We start from the raw sequence: 16968 nt of genomic DNA, 5'->3' as shown, positions 1-16968 counted from the left end.
CAGTCGTGTCGCTCACGTCTGGTCCAGCGTCGCGAAGGCGGGGCCGAGATGTTCAATCAAATCCGTGGTCAGCATCGCGCGCGCGCCAAGTTTCTCGTTCGCAAGATCACCGGCGAGTCCGTGGAGGAACACACCCGCGCGCACGGCGTCGAGCGTCCCCATGCCCTGCGCGAGGAATGCGCCGATGATTCCGGTGAGCGCATCGCCCATGCCGCCCTTGGCCATGCCGGGATTGCCGGTCGAATTGACCCAGAGTCCGCCCGACTTGTCAGTGACCACCGTCCCCGCGCCTTTCAGAACCATGACGACCCCATACTCTTGGGCAAAACCCCGGGCCATACCCCAGCGGTCCGCTTGCACTTCCTTTGCCGTTTTGCTGATGAGTCGTGCCATTTCGCCGGGATGCGGCGTGAGCACGAGCGGCTTTTGCAGTTTCTTCAACGCCGCCACGCCCTGGGCCATGGCGTTCAAGGCGTCGGCGTCCACCACCATCGGCAGAGGACAACTGCTCACCACTTTCCAGACCAGCTTCTGCGTTTCGGCCTGCTGACCGAGTCCGGGACCAATGGCGACGGCATCAAATCGGGCGAAATAACCCGGATTGAGTTGCTCGAAGTCTACGGGCTGCGGCATCACTTCCGGCGGGCATTGTGCCGCAACAATGGGATAGATGTTGTGCGGCACAGCCAATGTGACCAGTCCCGCGCCCGCGCGGGCGGCGGCGTGTGCCACCATCACGGGCGCGCCCGTGTAGCCTTCGGAACCGGCGATGACCAACAGATGACCGAAGTCGCCTTTATGCGCGGAACGACGGCGCGGCGGCAACAGCGGCTTGACGTCCTGGGCCGTGAGTAGTTCCACGTCGGTGGAAATCTGCTCGACAAACTCCCGCGGAATTCCGATGTCGGCGACTTCGATGCGACCCACGAAATCCGCCGCGGCTGGTTTCAGCAAACCGATCTTCGGCAGAGCCATGGTGACCGTCAAATCCGCCCGAACGCCGAACCCATGCACTTCGCCTGTATCGCTACCAAGGCCCGAGGGGATGTCGATGGCTACGACAGGCAAATGCAGGCCGTTGATCACCTTGATCGCTGTCGCGTACGGCTCGCGCACCTCGCCCTTCAGTCCCGTGCCGAGCAAGCCGTCGACAACAACCGCCGGTTCCGTTTCGGCCACGATCCCGGAAAGTTCGTCGAGGGTTGGCAATTCGTAAACGCGAATCGCGCTGACGAGCTTCTGGAAATGCAGTAACGGATCGCCCTGCAGCTCGTTGCGGCGACAGAGCAACACCAGTGTAGGCTGGCACCCGGCCCCCGCCAAATGCCGCGCCGCCACGATTGCGTCTCCGCCGTTGTTCCCCTTTCCCGCGAACAGCAACACCGAGCGTGCGTCCTGCCGTTTGAGAAACTGAATCGTGGCCCGCGCAACGGCATAGCCCGCGCGTTCCATGAGTTCCTCCCCGGGCGTGCCGGCGGCGATGGTGCGTTGGTCGAGTTCCCGTATTTGCCCGGTCGTAACCGCTTTCATCAAGGCAAGTGTAGTCGAAACCAAATGCGTTTGACAACCTCGCGCACGGTCACCTAGCTTCACAAGCGATGAAAGCCACCACACGTCTGGGCTGGATCGGCTCGGGGGTCATGGGCCTGTCGATGTGCGGAAATCTCCTCGGCAAGGGCTACGCGGTCACGGTCTACAGCCGCACGAAGTCCAAGGCCCAGCCGTTGCTGGAGAAGGGCGCGCAGTGGGGCGATTCGCCTCGGTTCGTCGCGAATCAATCGGATGTCCTGTTCAGCATGGTTGGTTATCCACGCGATGTGCGGGAGGTTTATTTCGGCGAAAACGGGGTGTTCGCCGGCGTGAAACCCGGCAGCCTTGTGATCGACATGACCACCACCGAACCGAGCTTGTCGAAAGAGATTTACGCGGCGGCCAAAGCAAACGGCGTCGACGCCATCGACGCGCCGGTTTCCGGCGGCGACGTCGGCGCGCGCAACGCCACGCTCTCGATCATGGTTGGTGGCGACGCGGATGCAGTTGAGAGGACGCGTCCATTGTTGGAAATTCTCGGCAAGACCATCATTCATCAGGGCGGGCCGGGCGCCGGGCAGCACGCCAAGATGTGCAATCAGATTGTCATCGCGGGCACGATGATCGGCGTCTGCGAAAGCCTGCTCTACGGGCACAAAGCCGGTCTCGATCTCGACACCATGCTGCAATCGATTCGCGGGGGCGCTGCAGGCTGCTGGAGTCTCGACAATCTCGCCCCGCGCATCCTGCAACACAATTTCGCTCCCGGTTTTCTCGTGGACCACTTCGTCAAGGACATGGAGATCGCCCTCGCGGAAGCGGAGCGCATGAACCTCACGCTGCCGGGACTAAAACTGGTGCACGACCTCTACCGAGCCGTCCAGGCACAGGGACACGGCCGTAGCGGTACGCACGCGCTGTACCTCGCGCTGGAGGCGATGTCACAGAAGCCGGCTTGATCCCAACAATTTCTCCAGCCGCTGTTGTCGCCGTCGTGCCATCATATATTGACGCGTGAATTGCAGACGCGGATGGATCACGCGACCCGCTGAGGGCGAAGGCACTGTGACGCCCAGTTTCTCGAACGCAAACACCGCCGCACCGCGCAGCGACGCTTCGGGTTCGCTGCAAACGATCAGACTGCGGCCGAGCACATCCGCGAGCCGTTGCATGTCCGCCGGTGATTTCTGGATTCCTCCGGAGACCACAAACTTCCGGATGGGCAACAATTCGGCAATCTGTGCCAACCGCTGGAAGACCGCTTCCCGCGTTGCCTGCAGAATGTCCAGCGCCGAACTGGAATTCTTCAAGCCGACAATTGCGCCGTGCAATTCCTCCGGCCACGTGGGGGCGCGTTCGCTCACCCAAAACGGCAACACGGTGAGTCCGTGCAACGGCGTCAGCCGCGCCGCCAATGCGCGCTCCAGCTCTTTTGGATCGTGCGGCAGATTCAGTTGCCGCACGCACCATGTGCGCAGGTTGCCCGCGTTGCTCACCGCGCCGCCGATCAGCAGACGTTTCGCATCAACGCGATAACAGAACAGTCCAAACGGCGCGCGCGCCCTTTGGACGCGGCTCACCAGTCGAATCGCCGCGCTGGTCCCGACATTCAGCGCGGCCAGGCCCGGCTTCGTCGCGCCCGAGCCCAAATTGCTCGCTGCGCCATCGCCGATGGCGGGGAACCACAGGGCCTCGCGCAACTCCGGAAATCTGCGGCCCAGTCGGGCCGACGATTGGAGAGGCTCTTCGCTCAGCGCGTTGAGTTTTCGCGGTGAAATGCGGCAACGCTTGAGAAGTCCCGCGTCCCACCGTAGCGTGGCGGGATTGAACAGGCCCGTCGCGCTTGCCATGGCGTAACTGCAGCACGCGTCCCCGCAAAACTCACGCTGCAGCCATTCGGCGGGCGACATCCAGTGCGTCACGCTTGCGAAAAGTTTCGGCTGCGTGCGTCGCAACCAAAGCAGTTTCGCGGGCCAGAATGACGAACGTAACATGCACCCCGTCCGCGCGTGTACCGCGCGCTCGGAAAATTCTCCACGCAATCGCGCCGCATCTTCGCGGCTGCGCGAATCCGCCCACGTGTAAATCGGTGTCAACGCCCGTCCACTTTCATCCACGCCGAGCAAGCTGTGCCAAAAACAGGACGTGCCGACGGCGATGATCGGACGCAGGCGAAGTGTCCGGTCGGTGCGATACACGCGCAGCGTTTTGGCCAGGCACCGTAGGAAAGTTTGCCGCAGCGTTTGCGGTGAGAGTTCCGCGCCGCCATCTGCCGTGACTCGCAATGAATATGCCTCCTGCGCCGTGGTACGAACGAGCCGCCGGCTGCGCGCATCGAACAGTGCGGTGCGCAGCGACGAGGTGCCAATGTCGATGGATAGGATGAGGACTGATGATTGGTCACGCGAAAGCCTGCGCTTCATGCTGAACGGATAGCCAATTCCCGCCGAAAAGTCGATTTCTTCGAGACGCAGATTTTTCGTTGCCGGGCGCCCGCGACGCGAATATAGTCTCCTACGCACTTCTAGGCGTGCGCCCATAGCTCAATTGGATAGAGCGTTGGTCTACGGAACCAAAGGTTGCAGGTTCAACTCCTGCTGGGCGCGCCATTTCTCAAAATCCTCAAACACCCACCTCCTTGAGACCGTGGGTCCGCGACGACCCACACCCTCGGCAGAGGTTTCCAATATTACTCCCACACTTTTCATTCAACCCTTGATTTCCCCCCTCTGACAGCGATACAAACCACCTAAATGCACCCCGACCCTCTAGCGCCGGTATGGGCCATGACTTTGTTTTTCATCATTTTCTACGGCGGCATGTGCATGTTTGGGGCATTCCTTTTTGCGTTTTGGATTTGGATGATCATCGACTGTGCCCAGAACGAACCCCCAAGCAATGACAAGATCGTCTGGATGTTAATTGTCATCTTTCTCAACTGGATAGGTGCCATCGTATACTTTTACGCCCGCCGACGAAACCGCACCAAAGGACAGTTTTTTAAGCCCCCATCATCACCTCCAGTGCAGTGACTCACCATTAACCCCTCTTCTATTGAAGTTACTGAGTGCAGGGTTCCGCCGCCATGACGGGCCGCATCCGCCCGACGCGCCAACCGATCTTGCGAGACCTGGTCCTAGCTGAAGTTCGTTGCAACGCTCTGTGTCTTGTAATAGACAGGTGGCAGCTTTGGCCTACACGCGCACATCTACGGCTAGTCAGATGAAAGAGCCAATCCCTATAGCTCCCAAAGTTCTCGGCGTTTTCCTCTTTGGCAGGGGCGTGCTATTTGCCTGCTTTTGGATTTTGGCTGCCGGATTCGCATTCGCCTTGCCCGGGGGCTCCCACGCCGCGTCCTTGCTCGACAGAATCAGATCAGTACTTCTCATCTCGACGTTCCTTGGCATAGTTACCCTGTCGTGCGTGGGTGGGATTTTGTGTTTTCGAATTCGCAAGAATGGTTGGTATCTTTCCGTTTGGGCGATCATCCTGAGTCTTGGCTGGTCATTTTGGGGACTGATCAGCGCATACCACATTTCTCAAGAAATTGTTGAGGCTAGGAAGAGTGACGTAAACCACTGGGTGCCCTTTTTATGCTTTTATCTTCCCATGTTTCTCTTTATGGCGGCTCCGCCTGTTTTGGGATTGGTCTATCTTCTGCGCCCAGCAGGAAGGAAGACGTTTGGAATAGGAGCGTTGTAGAGATTCGGCTAAGGCAACCTTGCGTCACCCGCTATCGCGAGGACACGGAGTTCAAGAGGACGAGGTGCCAAGAAACCAGTAGTAGATTAAGGCCCAACAGCGGAATAACGCCCCACTTCATCCAAGTGCGGGTAGACTGGACGACCACCAGAAGGCAAGTAACAATAACAACAGCAGGTATGGTTGCCATCACCAACACGCCATTTGCATATTCCTTCACATTTCCGCCCATGCCACCTATGAGCGTGCCGAGGACATCGAACAAATCAACGGACCCCGCGATCAGGTACAACCAGACCAGGGCGATCCCACAAAGGAGATTTCGATCTTCGTCTCTCACGCCATTATCCAATCACTAAACCATCCATCCCGTCCAGAGTAACCGTAATGGATGCGAACGCGCCATTAGGACCACCTCTCGGAACCCTGAGCGGGAGAATTCAAGAACAGCCCGCTAACTGATGACCATGAGCAATAGCCATCTCGCGCTGGTGCAGGCGCCAATCGCCGAGACCAAGCACAACGAACCCACGTGCCATGACGTGATGTGATCGTGATGCGACCAAGCCACCTTAGCGGGATCACGATGTGTCCCCGCTGTGACCAACGGAATAGGCTCGACATTGCTGTCGGGCGCGTGATTCACTTCGCTCCCAAGGAGGAAGTGAAGAGATTGGCAGCCTGTGCCTGTTGATCCCTTGAAATGAAGACTCTCCGCATTCTCGCGGTGATTGTGTTGGTTGTTTTGTTCGGCGGTTCCAGCCGCGCCGGCACGAACGCTGCGCTGACGACACTTCACACCTTTAGTGGCGCGGACGGCAGCAACCCGCAGGCGGCCCTGGTGCAGGGCAGCGATGGGTACTTCTATGGCACAACACAGGCGGGTGGGTCGAACAACCTCGGAACCGTGTTCCAGATCAGCTCCACCGGCACATTTACGCCGCTCTACCAATTTAGCGGCCCGGATGGCAGCGACCCGGAGGCGCCTCTCGTGCAGGGCAGTGACGGCAATTTCTATGGGACGACCGTCACCGGAGGAACTGCCACCAATTGCCATTGTGGCACTGTTTTTCAAATCACTTCCGCCGGCATACTGACAACCTTGTTCAGCTTTAGCGGCGATACGAATGGGGCCAACCCGCGAGCCGCGCTCGCACAGGGCCGAGACGGCAACTTCTATGGCACGACGCTTCTTCTCCCTGGCGGTCACGCCTCTTCCGGCACCGTGTTCAAGGTCACTTCGTCGGGAACGATGACAACGCTGTACACGTACAACGGATCGGCCTTTGGTTTTCCGGCCGCGCATGCCGGGTTGGTGCAAGACAGCAACGGCGATTTCTACGGGACGACTGAATACGGAGGGACGGACGGCAATGGCTCGGTGTTCAAGATCGGCCTGGATGGCACATTCACAAACCTGTTCTCGATCACTGACACCAACTTATCCTACACTGGCGAATTTCCGTGCGGAACGCTTGCGCAAGGCAGCGACAGTAACTTCTACGGGACGACCATCGTGGGAGGAAAGACCGGGTCCGGCACTGTGTTCCAGATCACTCCTGCGGGGACGCTCACGACATTGCATTTCTTCAATCCCAATGGAACGGATGGCGCGAATCCCTACGCGGGGCCTGTGCTGGGGAGTGACGGTAATTTCTACGGGACGACCGGGTTTGGAGGGTCTAACTCCGTTGGCGACGTGTTTCGGATCAGTCCGTCGGGCACGTTCACCCAGCCATATCAATTCAGCGGCCCCGATGGCCGCAATCCGCAGGCGGCGTTGGTGCAGGGTTGCGATGGCAACTTTTACGGGACCACTTACCAAGGCGGCACGAACGGCGCTGGCACGGTGTTCAAACTCTCCGTTCCCCTCAGCCCCCCGGCCAATCAGATTAGCGCGATCCAGTTCGTGAACACCAACGTCGTCATCACCATCCCGTCCGTCTGGCCTGAGACCTATCAATTACAGTATCGTGACTCACTGACCGATGGGAGTTGGTCCAACATCGTCGGCGCATCTATTACCAACAGCATTGGCGGTTTGCAGACGTTGACCGACTGCGGCGGTGCTTTTCAACCGCAACGGTTTTATCGATTTCACATCACGCCGTGAGCGCTGCCATCTGCTCGCTGCATCACGTCCATCTGCGCCTCGCACATATTCCCCACGCCCACCCCTTCTCCGCCCGTGAGGCAACCAACCGTCCTTTCACTGTGCCGGCTATTTTCTTTTCAGGAAACGAAGCGAGAACAGACTGGCGAGAGCTGCGCCCACAAGACCGAGTGGGCCTGGTTCGGGCACGGCCACAATCGTTGCGGCCAGGCCGGTGGTATCTTCATGATCGTTTCCGTTGCTTCCAAAACCGACGGCAAAATCGATGTGGTCTCCTGTCGTGAGGTTCGGCGTTCCCGAATAGGACGTCGGGCTGGGACTACCGTTCACCGCCGAATCGAATATGGAGACGCCGTTGAGGAGAATATGCACATCCGATGAATCGCCGACCGTACTGAGGCCGGAAAATGTGGCCGCAATACTAAACGGCCCGGATGAAGGCGCGGTCCAACGGAGATCAGCATACTGGCTGCCATTCATGTTCAATGCCAGTTGCCCTGCTTGATAGATCGTCGAGCCGGCCACAACCATCGGACTGGCAGTGGTATTGCGCAGGATATACGGAATACCCTCGGGAGTCTGATTGCCCAACCAGCCGTTGAGACCGCTGAGACCGTATTGGGCGTTGGTGCTGGCGGTGTCGAGGTTAAAGGTCGATCCGAGACTAACCGACCAGCCGTAGCTCCAGACGCCATTAGGGTTACTGCCGATGGAAAAGTCCGCAGCAGCATCATAGGCCAACGCAGGATGCGGCAGGGCGACCACAACGAGACAGAGCAACGTTGTGAAGGTTGAAATGAACGTGATTCCGCGTGCAGAGTTGGGAACGTTGAACTTCTTCATGGCTTCTCCTCGCTTTGCCTGCTTCCGCAGGCGGTTGGTTTGTCTATCTGCTTCGTGGCAGGCGTTGGGCTCGCAGGATCAACGTCGCCATTTCAAAATGGCCGCACAAACGGGAATGCGCACAAATCCTCGCAACGGACTCTAGAGTCAGTAGAACACTCGCTCATAGGCGCGTCAAGCGTATTGATTCCGTAGTCTGGCGAGGGTGAGACTTGCATGCAGAATCGCACTGCCCGCCACAGCCTTACCTTATTGACCGCGTTGTCTTCGCATAGATGGTCAAATCGAGTGCCTATGTTCTCGACAAGGAAGGGCTGGAACGCTGATAATAACCTCGCTTGGAGAACTGTCAGCAAAGCGAGTCGCTGGCAACTGGAAGGGAAGGTTTGCAATGAGATGGGTAATCCTGGGTGCGATGGGACTGGTGACGCTCTTTGGCAATTTCAATCCCGCCGACGCAGACATATTTGATTTGAAGAGCGATTGGAGCGATACCACAAACCCGAATGGTGTGTGGTCATACAACGCGGGGGTAAACCCGTTGCCTCACCAGGATAAGTTGGGTTTGCCCTATCTCGTTTCCAACCAGCAACCGGGCTGGGGACCATCGGATGGGAGCACCCTCCCCCCTCCTCCTTTTCTTCCCATTTGGTTCAAAGCCGTCCAGTCAAACCCAACCGACCAGTATGGGAACCCTTTGGACTGGCACGCTGGCGACATTGTAACGCATAGCCAGGATGATTATAACGGTTTGGGCGAAGGGAAAAGCAATGTCACATTCACTTATCCGGGTCCAAATTCTACCGTCGCAAACATTGGCGGTTCCGTGTGGATGGCTCGTGACGTCGGACGAGTGGTTGGCTGGGCTTTGTACCTTGATAACACATTACTGACAGAGGGCAGTGTCTACAGTGGCGACCCCTATAACCGGAATAGTCCATTCAGCCTGGCCGCAGGCAGTGGCGGAGCGAGCGCGGTTACCAACCTTCTTCTCCAAGCTAACGATGTAATCAAGTTGGAGTTCACATCCGAAGTTGACGCTGCCGCCGAGATTGTTGGCGAATATGTGGGCGCCAATTTCAGTGTTACCACGGTCCCCGAGCCTTCCTCCTTAATCCTCGTCGGCACCGGAACCATCAGCCTGCTGGCCTGCGCCTGGCGGCGACCGGGGCCGTTGAGGATGCAGAGGCCGGCGGTGAGATAGGCGGCGGAGATCAAGAGCGCGTTGCGCACGCCCGGCAGGCCGATACGTTTGTGATGCCGAGCGTGGCGAACGTTGCAGAAGCCAAGAAAAAGCTTGCATTAGGGTCATATTCTCGCCATTAATATTGCCCCATGGCGAGGGGAGACGCGCGTTAGGTTGGTGAGTTTTCTTTCTGGCAGGCAACCAACCAACTCTTGAGTTGTAGACAGTTGCGAGTGCGTGCAGGTCTCTTGTTTGGACTTTCTTTTCCCGCCTGTGAGTTGTGCGCTGCATTCTTCGCGAGGGAAAGCGGCGCACGTAATGCGAGGAAAGGAAATTTCATGAAAGCAATTCGCTGGTCCATCCAACTATCAAGCCTCATCGCCTTGTCGTTTGCCCTCACAGTGGTGGAAGCCCGCGCCGATGCCAATTCTGTCGTCCTCGAGAATGCCACCGGCGGGCCGTTTGCCGCGTTCAACGGAAGCGGCCAGGTGATTGGCATGATCGAGAGCGATATACCGGACACTTCCCATGTGTACTTTGTGAAGGGAAACTTCCAGTTGATCAATATAGGCGACAACCCCCCCGCCAACACCTGGCCGCAACTGGTTGACACCCACGCCACGGAAGTGGCTGGCGTGATGATCAGCACGGATGTGACGACCATCGGCGTCGCCCCCGGTGCGGGAGTCTATGCGGCGGGAGGCCTTGGCGGCTATTATCCGACCGCGGGGCCAACCAATACCGCCCTCGATTTCCAGACGAACGTCATCAATGCGATCAATTTTCTGGCGGCGCAGCCGAATCTGCACGTCATTAACATGAGCATCGGCCTCGATTCGGTAATCGACGTCAACCCTAATGGCACGGATGTTGTCGTCCGTACCTACAACACCTCTGGTACAAGCGTCTGGGAACGGGCCATGGATAACATTGCCTCCACAAAGGCGGTTTCGATCGTTGTTGCTGCCGGCAACGAAGGTAAATTCCGCAGTGCAGGAGCCAATAGCGACGGCGGCACGAATTCCGTCGGTGAACAAGCCGGCGCCTACAATCTAATCGCGGTTGGTTCCGTGACGAATGCCCCCGCTGGCACGGCCACCAATATGTCATTTTTTAGTTCCCGGGGATATCTGGCCAACGGCCGGTCCGCTGTGGCCATCGTCGCCCCTGGCGAGGGGATCAACATGCCGACGACCAACGTACCTGCCGGCTTGGGCAGCACTGCGACCACGACCGCCAATGGTACCAGTTTTGCCGCCCCAGCGGTGGCGGCAACGATTGCCCGGTTGGCACAATTTGCTTCCAATCGCTTTACCGCCGTCCCGTCCGTCGCAACGGACGCGCAAGATCCTCGCACAATGAAGGCCCTTTTATTGAATTCAGCGACGAAACTGGCGGGCTGGGGCCAGGGTTCCGTCTTTGGCGGCACCGCGGGACTTACAGGTTCGTTGACCGGCGGGGTTACGACAGTGAGACAGCCACTGGACCCGAACCAGGGAGCCGGCTTGCTCAACGCCAACGGCGCCTATCTCACAATGGATGCCGGCAAAAAATCGCCCACCTTGCAGCCGAACGGGCTTATCACTATCGTCAACTCCGCTGTCACCCCGACGGGTTGGGACTTCAATACAGTAAAGCTAAGTTTGACGAACACCTATCAGGTGAGCGGTCAGGTGGGGGGTAGTATGGCCATCACGCTGGACTGGTACCGCGATGTCGCTGCAGCAGTGGCGGGAACCAATAGTATCCTCGGCATGGCCAATCTGGACTTGTACCTGTACGCCAGCTTGGACAGCGCGTTCACCAACGTCTCGCTGACCGCCCAGTCCATTAGCAGCATCGACAACGTTGAGCACCTCTGGTTCACCAATCTGCCCAGCGCCTATTACGAATTCATGATCGGCTACACGGGCTATGACTCTCAGGGCGGCCCGACGGTTATGAATGAGCAATACGGGCTGGCGTGGACCTTCACCGTGCCCGAGCCCAGCTCGTTGCTGTTGGCCGGGCTGGGTATATCCACCCTGTGGTGGCAGACGAAGCGCAGGCGGCGCGCGTAACACCTGTTTGTTGGCGGAAGACTTGAGTAACGGCCGGAGTTTCGCCGCCGTGTGATGTGGCTAACACGCCGCGACGGGTTTGTCTTCCATACCATCAAGACTTAATCAAAGCCGCCGAGAATCGTCATTATGCCAGGCGTGGTCATGACTGTGGCAGGATTCTACCGGATAGAATACCTGCGAGATCACGGTGAATGGTGTCATACCTGTGTAACGTGCAATGCAGGTGTGCAGCGAATGAGTCGGAAGCCCGCGCGCCGGAGTCCCATGCCAACAGTAGTGTGCTCCATGACATCCCAGTCGCAACTGAAATCGGGCTCGCGGCCCTGACGAGCCGCATGCGCCCGATGCGCTCCGAACGATTCACTTTTAGGGTGGTGCTGGCTGGCACGGAGTGTCAGTATTGCGGGCAAGTAGTCGGTACGCCCAGGTGAAGTGGCATGGACATTACTTTCGCATGTTCCAATTGCGGTCAACAGCTTTCGGTTGATGAATCCGGTGTTGGCCTCAGTCTGCCATGTCCAAAGTGTGGGGAAAACCTTCCGATTCCCGCTACCCCCACTGTTAAAAAAACAGGCTCGCCACAGACATTCCAGCACCGCCCGGGCAAAGACGTGTTTCATATCTCCTCTGCCGGCAAAATCAAGGGCCCCTACACGCTCCAGGAGCTTGCCGAGTTGTATTACCGGGGGCTCGTCCAGTCCGAAACCGTTTACAGCAAGAACAAGTCGGAGCACTGGCATCCGATTTCCGATATCCCGATGCTGCGATACGCACAACCTACGCCTTCACACGCTGCTGCCTTAACTCCCGCGGGAACGGCTTCCCGAGAATCCGCCGCCACGTCACCCGGTACAAAGGCAGTTTACGGGAACCGTCGCGGTTTCCTCAAGAATCTCGTCCTGAATCTGCGGGGACCGGGGTTCGTGATCGTGTTGGTTTCGTGGCTGCTGGCCGTAGTTGCTGTTTCGATCTGGGCCAACGAGAGTGGTCGCAAAGTCACCTACGGTTTACTGTCGGCCTTTATCGCAGGGTACTTTCTGGTGCTGGCTTCCGTCGGTCACAGATCTGATCATCGCTGAGTTCGGTACCGGCGCACTTCAACCACTACGGTTTTACCGGTCTCACATCACCCAGTAAGCGCTGCGGCAGCGTGTGTGACATGTTTGCGGAAGAGCGGCGTGCCAAGCCACAGAACCGAGTGCCGATTTCCCAGCCGAACCTGATGCGCTCCCTGAAGCCTCGGTCGGCAACTGAAATCGGGTCGGCGGCCCTGAGGGGCCGCTGCGGCCCCATACGCTCCCGATCGTTTAGGTTATTGCCTTTGCCATTTGGCTTGCTTTATCCCCAACCGCGCTTAGGGTTCTTGTGACTAATATTGAAGCTTGGTGTCTAATCGAGCGGATGCATCGATCATGAGATACCGATACAGAGCATTGCTAGGAGTGGCTTTCTGCTGGGGGTTTTCTGCAATTTTCATTCCTCCGATGTACCCTCCACGAGAGCCAGGACCATCACACGATCTCTACGCTGGCTTAGTCGCCCTTAGCTATATGGCCGTCACGCGCCGAAGCATTCCCTACAGGTATTCCATTTATTACGCTGTGACCGCCGGGCTCCCGTTGCTCCTTGCGATTTATGACATGTACTCACGCAATTTTTTTCTTCTGTCGACGGTTGGCCGAAACCCATCAGTCTCAACGGTCTTCTTTCCACTAGCCCGTTGTTTGATTCTTTTGATCTGTCTAACACTATTTGCAAATTTCGCAAAGGTAGTCACAACTCGTTCACCCAGCCCCCCAGTTGGGGAGGTCTAGCCAATCTCCTGACAACCGCCTTGTTCCCCGCAACACAGTTCGCAAGACGAGCACTGCGCGGAAGGCGGTTGTAGAAACTCCGCGTTAAATAGCGTGTGAAATACTTCAAGAGGCACTGGAGGCTGTGAGGTCTTCGCCCGCCTATGAATCTTTCGCGAGGATTCCAGCCCCCCATCAGCCTTCCGGACTTACACTGACCACCTCATCGGCAGCATTCGTGACCGCAACCGCCGGGGGTTCGCGGAGGTGGCGGCCGGGCCCGTTCAGGATGTAGAGGCCGGCGGTGAGATAGGCAGCGGCGGAGATCAAGAGGGCGTTGCGCATGCCGAGGAGGTCGGAGACGTTGGTGATGCCGAGGGCGGCGAACGGCATGAGGCCGAAGAAGCTCATGGCGACAATCGACGAGACGCGGCCGCGCATCGGGCCGGGCGCGCGCTCCTGGATGATCGTATTTGTCAGCCCGGCGAGCGTGGAAACGCCAAGCGACAACGCGATCAGCGAACCCGCGGCGACGATGAACCGATGGGCAGTTGCCAGGCCGGTCAGCGCCAGCGCAATGCAGCAGACGGCCGCTAACAACAACTTGCCGCGGTATTCGCGTCGCACGCCGAACAAGCCGACCGCCCCGGTGAATGCGCCGATTCCGGATGCTCCCATGAGCAGACCCATTTTGTCCGGGCCGAGCAGCAGGATGTCCTTGGCGTACAGCGGCACCATGACCATCATGACGGGGAACACAAAAATAACCGTCGTCACCAGCAGCATGATCATGGCCGTGGTCGGTTTGTCGGAACGAACGTACGTGAAGCCGTCCTTAATAGAGCCGCGGCGCTGCTCCTCTTCGTGCGCAGTTCCTTTGGGACGCGGGTGAATCGTCACCAACGCGATCATCAGCGCCACAAAGGACAGCGCGTTGGCGTAGAACGCCGCCGCGGGTCCGGCAATGCCGATGACGTATCCCGCGAGGGCGGGACCAACCAGACGCGTGCCGTGAAACACCGAACGGTCGACCGCAATCGCCACCGCGATATGGTCTTTCCCGACCAATTCCGGGACGAGCGCCGCCGCGGAAGGCATCTCAAAGGCGGTCGAGATTCCGAGGAAAAACGCGACGAGGATGATGTGCCAGATGCGGATTTGTCCGGTCGCCACGAGCCAGCCGACCAGCACGGCGAAAGCGATCTGCACCACTTGCGTCACGAGCAGGATGGCGCGCTTGTCGTGACGATCGGCGAAGGTCCCGCCAATCAACGAAAGCGCCACGATGGGAATACTGCCCACGAACGTGACCATGCCGAGCATCACGGCCTTGTCGGTTAGCGTGGTCATGATCCAGCCTTGTGCCATCATCTGCATCCAGGTGCCGGTCATGGAAATCGTTTCCCCGGTGATGTACCGCATGAACTGCCCGTTGCGGAACAAAGTCCGGATGCCCTGGCTCTTGGATGTCGTTTCCTGGTTCACGAATATTCCGATGATCGAGTCGATGACTGTAGCGTGGAAAGCGTCCCGTGTCCAAGGGGGAAGGAAAATCGGACTTTGCCGTTGAAAAAGCCTCTCGCAACACCATAATGAAACCGGCGTAGATGTTTGGAAACATGATTGCCTGGCTCGAGCAAAGGTCGAAGGTTTCGCTCACGACGGCGGGACTGGTGCTGGTCGTCCTGATCGGGGTGGTGGACCGAGCCACGCCGGCCGAAATGATCTTCGCGGTCTTCTATCTGATCCCCGTCCTGTTCGTCACCTGGTTTGCCGGCAGAAATGGGGGCGTCCTGGTGGCGTTTGCCAGCGGGATCACATGGCTGGCCGTCAACTTAATGCAGGAGACACCCGGCTGGAGGCCGTTCATTCCCTACTGGAATGCGCTGAGCGGGCTGGTGGTATTTCTGGGCGTGGTGTTCCTGCTTTCGACCGTGAAGGCGCTCAACGAAGGGCTGGAAGGCAAGGTCGAGCAACGCACCGGAGAACTGAAAGCCTCGGTGGCGGAACATCAGCAGACGGAAGATCGGCTCCGCACCAGCGAGGAGCGCTTTCGGCAGTTGGCGGAGGGGATCAACGAGGTGTTCTGGATGACGAACATTGAGAACGGACAGGTAATCTACGTCAGCCCGGCCTACGAGGTGGTTTGGGGACGGACGAGCGCCAGTTGGTACGAATCGCCGGGCTCACGAATCGAGGCGATCCATCCCGAAGATCGCGAGCGTGTCGCGCAGGCCATCGCCGATAAACAATCAAAAGCGGGATACGACGAGGAATACCGGATCGTCCGCCCGGACGGGGCCATTCGCTGGGTCCACGATCGCGCGTTTCCCATTTTCGACAAGACCGGCCAGGTCTACCGTCTCGCGGGCATCGCGGAAGATGTCACCCAGCGCAAACGACTGGAAAGAAAAGTTCTCGAAGTCAGCGACCAGGAACAACGGCGCATCGGGCGGGACCTGCACGACGGGTTGTGCCAGCATCTCACCGCGACCATGTTCGCCAGCAAGATCCTGGAGGAAGAACTGGCGAAACAATCCTCGCCGCAAGCGATGCAAGCCGGGCAAATTGCGGAGTTCATCGACCGCGCCATCAGCCAGGCCCGCAATGTGGCGCGCGGACTCGACCCGGTGAAAGTCGCCACGAACGGGCTGATGTCCGCGCTGGAGGAATTGGCCGCGTCCGTGCGGACCATGCAGCGGCTGGACTGCGTTTTTCGGTCGGACGCGCCAGTCCTGATCGATGACGATGCCACGGCGATCCATCTGTACCGAATTGCGCAGGAGGCGATGAACAACGCGGTCCGGCACGCCCAGCCCAAGCACATCGAAATCGGCCTGGACGGTTCCGACGAGAAGATCACCCTGACCATCCGGGATGACGGAGTGGGCATTCCAACGGCGCCGCGCAAGCGTAACGGCATGGGACTGCAGTCCATGAATTACCGCGCTCGCGCGATTGGCGCCACCCTGGACGTGCGACGGGGTCCGACCGGTGGAACGATTGTCACCTGTGCGTTGCCGAAAAATCTTGTCACTCGTCCGCCCAAAGACGAAGTTGAAGTTGCGAATGAGTAAGACACCGTCCAAAACGCAGGTGCTGGTTGTCGACGACCATCCGATGGTGCGCGACTGGCTCGCTCAAATGATCAAACGGGAACCGGACCTCGCGGTATGCGGAGAAGCCGGCGACGCGGCGGGCGCCTTGGAAGCCATCGCGACGCTGAAGCCGGACATGGCGATCGTTGACCTGACGATGAAGGACAGCCAGGGGACCGAATTGATCCGGGAGATCGGGCAGCGTTTCAAGGAATTGCCCGTGCTGGTTCTCTCCATGCACGATGAATCGCTCTATGCCGAGCGCGCGATTCGCGCGGGGGCCCGTGGCTATATCACGAAACAGGAGGCGGGCCAGAAAATCCGGGACGCCATCCGTTGCGTGCTCAACGGGCAAATTTACCTGAGTGAGGCGCTCGCCAGCAAAATGATCCGTGCGATCGCCGCCGGCCCGTCCAATACCACCGCCCTGCCGGTGGATAGCCTGAGCGAACGGCAACTGGAGATCCTGCGCCTGATCGGAAACGGCACCTCGACCAAGCAGATCGCGGAGAAACTGCACCTGAGCGTCAAGACAGTGGAAGGCTACATCGCGCGCATCAAGGAGAAGCTGGACCTCGCCACGGCGAACGAACTTCTCCAATACGCGATCAAGTTCAACAAAGCTGTTGGGGATTAACCC

Annotated in this window: 13 protein-coding genes and 1 tRNA gene; 9 read left to right on the top strand and 5 right to left on the bottom strand. The window is 58.6% G+C overall.

Annotated elements, in window-relative coordinates; all coding sequences use genetic code 11:
* Nucleotides 1-12 precede the first annotated feature (12 nt).
* Entirely contained in the window at nucleotides 13-1530 is a 1518-nt protein-coding gene (locus VNL17_00370; GenBank protein ID HXI82523.1) for an NAD(P)H-hydrate dehydratase, read from the bottom strand.
* A gap of 68 nt (nucleotides 1531-1598) precedes the next feature.
* Here VNL17_00370 and VNL17_00365 point away from each other — a divergent pair, with 68 nt between their 5' ends.
* Nucleotides 1599-2489 carry an NAD(P)-dependent oxidoreductase gene (locus tag VNL17_00365; GenBank protein HXI82522.1) on the top strand — a complete coding sequence of 297 codons (891 nt, stop codon included), beginning with the start codon at nucleotides 1599-1601 and terminating at the stop codon, nucleotides 2487-2489.
* Here VNL17_00365 and VNL17_00360 read toward each other — a convergent pair.
* A complete protein-coding gene (locus VNL17_00360; protein ID HXI82521.1) occupies nucleotides 2472-3953 on the bottom strand; it encodes a gluconokinase in 1482 nt (493 codons plus the stop codon). The genes VNL17_00365 and VNL17_00360 overlap by 18 nt on opposite strands.
* A gap of 109 nt (nucleotides 3954-4062) precedes the next feature.
* On the opposite strand from VNL17_00360, the gene VNL17_00355 reads away from it, so the two are divergent.
* Nucleotides 4063-4139, top strand: a tRNA-Arg gene (locus VNL17_00355).
* A gap of 144 nt (nucleotides 4140-4283) precedes the next feature.
* On the top strand, nucleotides 4284-4562 hold the full coding sequence (locus tag VNL17_00350) for a PLD nuclease N-terminal domain-containing protein (protein ID HXI82520.1): 279 nt from the start codon (nucleotides 4284-4286) through the stop codon (nucleotides 4560-4562).
* A gap of 701 nt (nucleotides 4563-5263) precedes the next feature.
* On the opposite strand, the gene VNL17_00345 is transcribed toward VNL17_00350, so the two are convergent.
* Nucleotides 5264-5572, bottom strand: a complete 309-nt coding sequence (locus tag VNL17_00345) for a hypothetical protein (protein ID HXI82519.1) — start codon at nucleotides 5570-5572, stop codon at nucleotides 5264-5266.
* Between the two features lie 363 nt (nucleotides 5573-5935).
* Between VNL17_00345 and VNL17_00340 the strand changes: the two genes are divergently transcribed.
* Nucleotides 5936-7345 carry a choice-of-anchor tandem repeat GloVer-containing protein gene (locus VNL17_00340; GenBank protein HXI82518.1) on the top strand — a complete coding sequence of 470 codons (1410 nt, stop codon included), beginning with the start codon at nucleotides 5936-5938 and terminating at the stop codon, nucleotides 7343-7345.
* A 108-nt stretch (nucleotides 7346-7453) separates the two neighbouring features.
* Here the strand turns inward: VNL17_00340 and VNL17_00335 are convergent, their stop codons facing one another.
* Entirely contained in the window at nucleotides 7454-8188 is a 735-nt protein-coding gene (locus VNL17_00335; GenBank protein HXI82517.1) for a hypothetical protein, read from the bottom strand.
* Nucleotides 8189-8579: 391 nt separating this feature from the next.
* Here VNL17_00335 and VNL17_00330 point away from each other — a divergent pair, with 391 nt between their 5' ends.
* The 3 genes from VNL17_00330 to VNL17_00320 all read left to right on the top strand — a co-directional run bounded on the left by VNL17_00330 (nucleotide 8580) and on the right by VNL17_00320 (nucleotide 12516).
* A complete protein-coding gene (locus VNL17_00330; GenBank protein ID HXI82516.1) occupies nucleotides 8580-9392 on the top strand; it encodes a PEP-CTERM sorting domain-containing protein in 813 nt (270 codons plus the stop codon).
* A gap of 320 nt (nucleotides 9393-9712) precedes the next feature.
* A complete protein-coding gene (locus VNL17_00325; GenBank protein HXI82515.1) occupies nucleotides 9713-11434 on the top strand; it encodes a S8 family serine peptidase in 1722 nt (573 codons plus the stop codon).
* A 614-nt stretch (nucleotides 11435-12048) separates the two neighbouring features.
* Entirely contained in the window at nucleotides 12049-12516 is a 468-nt protein-coding gene (locus tag VNL17_00320; GenBank protein HXI82514.1) for a DUF4339 domain-containing protein, read from the top strand.
* A gap of 909 nt (nucleotides 12517-13425) precedes the next feature.
* Here the strand turns inward: VNL17_00320 and VNL17_00315 are convergent.
* Nucleotides 13426-14715, bottom strand: coding sequence for an MFS transporter (locus VNL17_00315; GenBank protein HXI82513.1), 1290 nt, complete (start codon nucleotides 14713-14715; stop codon nucleotides 13426-13428).
* Between the two features lie 134 nt (nucleotides 14716-14849).
* Here VNL17_00315 and VNL17_00310 point away from each other — a divergent pair, with 134 nt between their 5' ends.
* Nucleotides 14850-16307 carry a PAS domain-containing protein gene (locus tag VNL17_00310; protein HXI82512.1) on the top strand — a complete coding sequence of 486 codons (1458 nt, stop codon included), beginning with the start codon at nucleotides 14850-14852 and terminating at the stop codon, nucleotides 16305-16307.
* Nucleotides 16300-16965: a response regulator transcription factor gene (locus tag VNL17_00305; GenBank protein HXI82511.1), complete on the top strand. Its 666-nt coding sequence runs from the start codon at nucleotides 16300-16302 to the stop codon at nucleotides 16963-16965. Before VNL17_00310 ends, VNL17_00305 begins: the two co-directional genes overlap by 8 nt.
* Nucleotides 16966-16968: the final 3 nt, after the last annotated feature.

Source organism: Verrucomicrobiia bacterium (genome assembly GCA_035577545.1).
Taxonomy (GTDB): Bacteria; Verrucomicrobiota; Verrucomicrobiia; order Palsa-1439; family Palsa-1439; genus Palsa-1439.
Note: the sequence above shows the minus strand (reverse complement) of the source record. Positions and strands in the feature narration are given on the sequence as shown.

What these genes read in the sequence shown, in the direction of transcription:
- VNL17_00310 (HXI82512.1), top strand. Translation starts at nt 14,850, where the DNA reads ATGATTGCCTGGCTCGAGCAAAGGTCGAAGGTTTCGCTCACGACGGCG.
- VNL17_00330 (HXI82516.1), top strand. Translation starts at nt 8,580, where the DNA reads ATGAGATGGGTAATCCTGGGTGCGATGGGACTGGTGACGCTCTTTGGC.
- VNL17_00325 (HXI82515.1), top strand. Translation starts at nt 9,713, where the DNA reads ATGAAAGCAATTCGCTGGTCCATCCAACTATCAAGCCTCATCGCCTTG.
- VNL17_00335 (HXI82517.1), bottom strand. Translation starts at nt 8,188, where the DNA reads ATGAAGAAGTTCAACGTTCCCAACTCTGCACGCGGAATCACGTTCATT.
- VNL17_00365 (HXI82522.1), top strand. Translation starts at nt 1,599, where the DNA reads ATGAAAGCCACCACACGTCTGGGCTGGATCGGCTCGGGGGTCATGGGC.
- VNL17_00305 (HXI82511.1), top strand. Translation starts at nt 16,300, where the DNA reads ATGAGTAAGACACCGTCCAAAACGCAGGTGCTGGTTGTCGACGACCAT.
- VNL17_00340 (HXI82518.1), top strand. Translation starts at nt 5,936, where the DNA reads ATGAAGACTCTCCGCATTCTCGCGGTGATTGTGTTGGTTGTTTTGTTC.
- VNL17_00360 (HXI82521.1), bottom strand. Translation starts at nt 3,953, where the DNA reads ATGAAGCGCAGGCTTTCGCGTGACCAATCATCAGTCCTCATCCTATCC.
- VNL17_00350 (HXI82520.1), top strand. Translation starts at nt 4,284, where the DNA reads ATGCACCCCGACCCTCTAGCGCCGGTATGGGCCATGACTTTGTTTTTC.
- VNL17_00370 (HXI82523.1), bottom strand. Translation starts at nt 1,530, where the DNA reads ATGAAAGCGGTTACGACCGGGCAAATACGGGAACTCGACCAACGCACC.